Origin of the sequence: Kitasatospora sp. NPDC050463, from assembly GCF_040655255.1 — a bacterium.
Taxonomy (GTDB): Bacteria; Actinomycetota; Actinomycetes; order Streptomycetales; family Streptomycetaceae; genus Kitasatospora.
Genome location: NZ_JBFAJO010000181.1, coordinates 1 through 4304 on the forward strand (window position 1 = coordinate 1; position 4304 = coordinate 4304).

Annotated in this window: 3 protein-coding genes and 1 pseudogene; 1 reads left to right on the top strand and 3 read right to left on the bottom strand. The window is 71.7% G+C overall.

Translation table 11 applies throughout. The features are described from left to right. Positions 1-220: 220 nt before the first annotated feature. The 3 genes and pseudogenes from AB0J08_RS41085 to AB0J08_RS41095 all read right to left on the bottom strand — a co-directional run. A pseudogene (locus tag AB0J08_RS41085) lies at positions 221-322 on the bottom strand (DNA-binding response regulator); the annotation flags it as partial. A gap of 111 nt (positions 323-433) precedes the next feature. After that, positions 434-1294 carry a universal stress protein gene (locus tag AB0J08_RS41090; protein WP_360645161.1) on the bottom strand — a complete coding sequence of 287 codons (861 nt, stop codon included), beginning with the start codon at positions 1292-1294 and terminating at the stop codon, positions 434-436. A 158-nt stretch (positions 1295-1452) separates the two neighbouring features. Beyond that, the gene (locus tag AB0J08_RS41095) at positions 1453-2094 is read right to left on the bottom strand and encodes a universal stress protein (RefSeq protein WP_360645164.1); all 642 of its coding nucleotides are present in this window, start codon (positions 2092-2094) and stop codon (positions 1453-1455) included. Positions 2095-2616: 522 nt separating this feature from the next. On the opposite strand from AB0J08_RS41095, the gene AB0J08_RS41100 reads away from it, so the two are divergent. Continuing rightward, entirely contained in the window at positions 2617-4206 is a 1590-nt protein-coding gene (locus tag AB0J08_RS41100; protein WP_360645167.1) for an oleate hydratase, read from the top strand. The last annotated feature ends 98 nt before the right edge of the window (positions 4207-4304 follow it).

Below are 4304 nucleotides of genomic sequence, written 5' to 3' on the forward strand. Positions count from 1 at the left end.
GTCCGTCGCCGGCTTGACCTGCCCAGGGCGTGGCATCCAGGCACCTCCTGGGCAGGCAGCCTACCATCAGCGATCCTAAAGTCACTGGTATTGGGGCTAGTTGTATTGACCACGAGCGTTGTTGACAGTGCCCGGCCTTGATCAAAAGTGAAGACCTCCGGTGTGGTGGAGGTGTCTAGGCTCCACACCACACACGGAGGTCTTCGTGTCCCACCGTAAAGACCGTCACGCCGTCGCCGTCGGGCATGTCCAGCACTGCGACGTCCGGGCGCAGCGCGGGGACCCGGGCCAGTGCCTGCCCGACGGTGCCGGCCTCGCCCACTCGGCTCGGATGACAGGACGTCATCTCGTTTCGGCTGGACCCGTCCGTAGGATCATTCCGGATGCGCGAGTGGCCGGGACCTCATCGGCCCCGGCCACCGCGCGCCGTGGTTCAGTCGTGCGGCACGATGGCCACCGGTCCGTGCGCCTGGCGGATGACCGCGTGCGCCACCGGCCCCAACTTCGGCGCGGCCGTCGGGTGCGCGGCCGCGCGCCGACCCAGGACCACCACGGCCGCTCTGCGCGAGGCCTCCACCAGCGTCGTGGCCGCACCCCAGCCGGACACCTCCGCCACGGTGCGCACCTCGGGGAACTTCTCCCGCCAGCGGGCAAGCGCGTCCTGGAGGCGCAGCGTCTCCGACTCCACCAGCGACCGCCTGATGTCGTCCTGTCCGACCGGGGCCTCGGTCCGGTAGGGGCCGTGTGGTTCGACCCGGCCCTCCAGGGCCCGCAGCACGGCCCCGCGCCGGGCGGCCTCCTCGAAGGCGAACCCGAGGACGGCGTCCGACCGCCGGCTGCCCTCTACGCCGACAACGACCTGGCCCGGACCCTTGGCCGGGCCGTCGGCGCCCGCCGGGACCAGGACGACGGGGCACCGTGCCTCGGTCGCCACGCGCAACGCGACGGACCCGAAGAGCCGCCCGGTGACCCCGCCCGGTCCGCGCGAGCCGAGGACCAGCAGGCCGTCCCGCCCGCCGGCGGCGGCCAGGGCGGACCACGGGGTCCCGGGAATCAGCTCGCAGGAGATGTCCAGTTGCGGCAGCGCTTGTACGATCCGCGCCTGGAGCGCCGTCGCGAAGTCCGGCAGCCCGCACCTGGCCGCCCCGCTGTACGGGAGGTCACCGTCCTGCGGCGGTGCCACCCAAACCAGGCGAAGGGCGGCGCGGCGCCGGTTGGCGTCGTACGCCGCCCACTGCGCCGCCGCGGTGCTTTCCATCGATCCGTCGACACCCACCACGACGGAAACAGACATGGTTACAACCTCCAAGGGATCTGGCTGGCCTGGGCACCCGAGTGCCGGCTCGTTGTCCAGCAGCGTCGTCCCGGGACCGGCCCCCAGGCCATGGGCCGGGCAGCCCCTGGCCGGTACCGAAGGTCCCTCGGGCTGGGGCATGGCCCGGCCGGTTGGGTTCACGACTTCGGTACCAGCGCCACCGGGCAGGCGGCGTGGTGCAGTACGGCATGTGCGACCGGCCCCAGGCGGCCGGGCGAGGCATCGTGGCCCCGTCCCAGGACCACGAGCCGCGCCTTGGCCGAGGCATCGACGAGCACCTGTCCGGCGCCGCCCGGCTCGGCGTCCGCGACCACCTGCACATCCGGGTGGGCGGCCCGCCACGGCGCGATCGCGAGGTCGAGCAGGTCGTGCTCGGCGAGCTGGAACTTCGCACGCACCGGCGGATCCACCGGCGCCCACGCGTGCAGGGCCCGCACCGACAGCCCGTAGCGGCGCGCGGCCTCGAAGGCGAAGTCGAGCGCGGCCTCGGCCGGCCGTCGGGTGTCCACTCCGACCACGACCTGTTCGCGTGGCACCGGATCCGCCGCCTCGGCGGGGACCACGACGACGGGACAACCCGCCCGGCCCGCGACGTGGAGAGCTGTCGCCCCGACGCGGAGCCCCGGGAAGCCGCCGTCCCCCCGGGCGGCGAGAACCAGTAGCTCGGCATCCTCGGCCGCCGCCACCAGTGCCGCCGTGGCGACGTCGTGCACCTCATCCGCGTGCACGCACAGCTCCGGGTGCCGAACCGCCAGCACGTGCTGCGCCTCTGCGAGCACGCCACGTCCGGAGCACCGCGGGCGCGCGCCAGCCGGCAGCAGGTGCGGCATGAGCGGAAGGGCGTGCAGGACGCAGGGGACGCTGCCGCAGCGCCGCCTCCTCGGCGGCCAGGTCGGCCGCCGCCAGACTCTCGGGAGAACCGTCGACTCCGACGGTGACGGGAAGGTAAATGATCGCCATCTCCTCTCGGGGCGAGCCGGCCGACCTCTGGCCCATGCGGAGCCGGGTGCAACAGGACGACACGACCAGCGTCCTCATGGTCACGCTCTGAGTCCGCCTGCGTACAGGGCCGACCGGGACACATCCGTCCGACCCGCTCGGGACCATTGGGAGCCACCAGGCCGGTGCCCTCATCGCCCCGGCAGCGGATGCCCGTACGGCACACCGGTCCGGGACCACTGGTCCTGTGCCACGGGCCGCCCGGCCCTCGCGAGCACCGGCCCGGTGGCCGAAGGCTGGAAACAGCCTGCCGACCAGCGCAGGGGCTCCAGCGGCGCCAGCCCGGACAGCCGGAAGAGAGCATGATCAACAGTTCGCGGGAAACGAAGGCCTATCTGGTCGGCGGCGGCATCGCCTCGCTCGCCGCGGCGGCCTTCCTGATCCGGGACGGCGAGTTCCCGGGTGAGAACATCCACATCCTGGAGGAACTCCCCCTGGCCGGCGGCTCACTGGACGGCCGGGGAGGCGCCGAGCAGGGCTACGTCACGCGCGGCGGGCGGATGCTGGAAGAGGAGGCGTACACCTGCCTGTGGAACCTCCTGGAAACCATCCCCACGCTCGACAACGAGAACGTGACGGTCCGCCAGGAGATCCTGGCCTTCAACCAGCAGTGGCCCACCGAGGCGAAGGCCCGTCTGATCGACCGGGACCACCGAATCCTGGACGCCTCGCAGCTCGGCCTGGACACCCGTGACCGGATCGAACTCGCCCGCCTGCTGGCCCTGCCCGAGTCGGTGATCGGCTCCCGGCGGATCGACGAGTTCTTCTCCGAGCACTTCTTCGCCACCAACTTCTGGGCGATGTGGCGCACCACCTTCGCCTTCCAGAACTGGCACAGCGCGATCGAACTCAAGCGCTACTTCCTGCGCTTCGTCCAGGAGTTCCCGCGCATCCACACCCTCTCCGGGGTCCGCCGCACCAGGCTGAACCAGTACGACTCGATCGTGCGGCCACTCATCCGGTGGCTGACCGAGCACGGGGTGCGGTTCGAGCACGGCGTCACGGTGACGGACGTCGACTTCACCGAGGAGGCGGGCATCCGCCGCGCCAAGCGGCTCCACCTCGACCGGGACGGCCGCCCGGAGACCGTCGAACTCGCCGATCTGGACCTGGCGTTCATCACCCTGGGCTCGATGACCGCCGACGCCGCCTACGGCACGGACGACACGGTTGCCGAGCTGGTCCGCGACAAGCGCGACGGCGGCTGGACGCTGTGGGAGACGCTCTCGCGCAAGGCCCCCGACTTCGGCCGTCCCGCCGTCTTCAACGGCAACATCGCCGAAGCCGCCTGGCAGTCCTTCACGTTGACCATGCGCAGCCCGGTCCTGCTGAAGCGGATCGAGGAGTACAGCGGCAACGCCGCCGGCACCGGCGCGCTGATGACCTTCAAGGACTCGCCCTGGCTGATGTCCATCGTCGTGCCGCGCCCGCCGCACTTCGACGGCCAGCCCGAGGACGTCTTCACGCTCTGGGGCTACGGCCTGTTCATCGACACCCCCGGCGAGCACACCGGCAAGGCGATGGCCAAGTCCACCGGGCGGGAGATCCTGGACGAACTCCTCGGCCAGCTCTGCCTCGACGACATCGCCGAGGAGGTCCGCGCCACCACCACGGTCACCACCGTGATGATGCCCTACATCACCAGCCAGTTCGCCCGCCGCGGCGTGCACGACCGGCCGCTGGTGATCCCGCACGGCTCCAGGAACTTCGCCCTCCTCGGCCAGTTCGTGGAAATCCCGGAGGACGTGGTCTTCACCGTCGAATACTCGGTACGCGGCGCCATGCACGCCGTCTACCGGCTGCTCGGTCTCGACAAGCCGATCCCGCCCGTCTACCACGCCCTCTCCGACCCGAAGACGGCGTTCCAGGCGCTGAAGACCGCCTTCGGCTGAGCGCGCGACAGCACCCCCGCCGAGCCCGGACCGGCCGCCGCCCGGCTCCTCGTGGTCGACGACGAACCCGCCCTGCGGGACGCCCTGGAGAGCAGCCT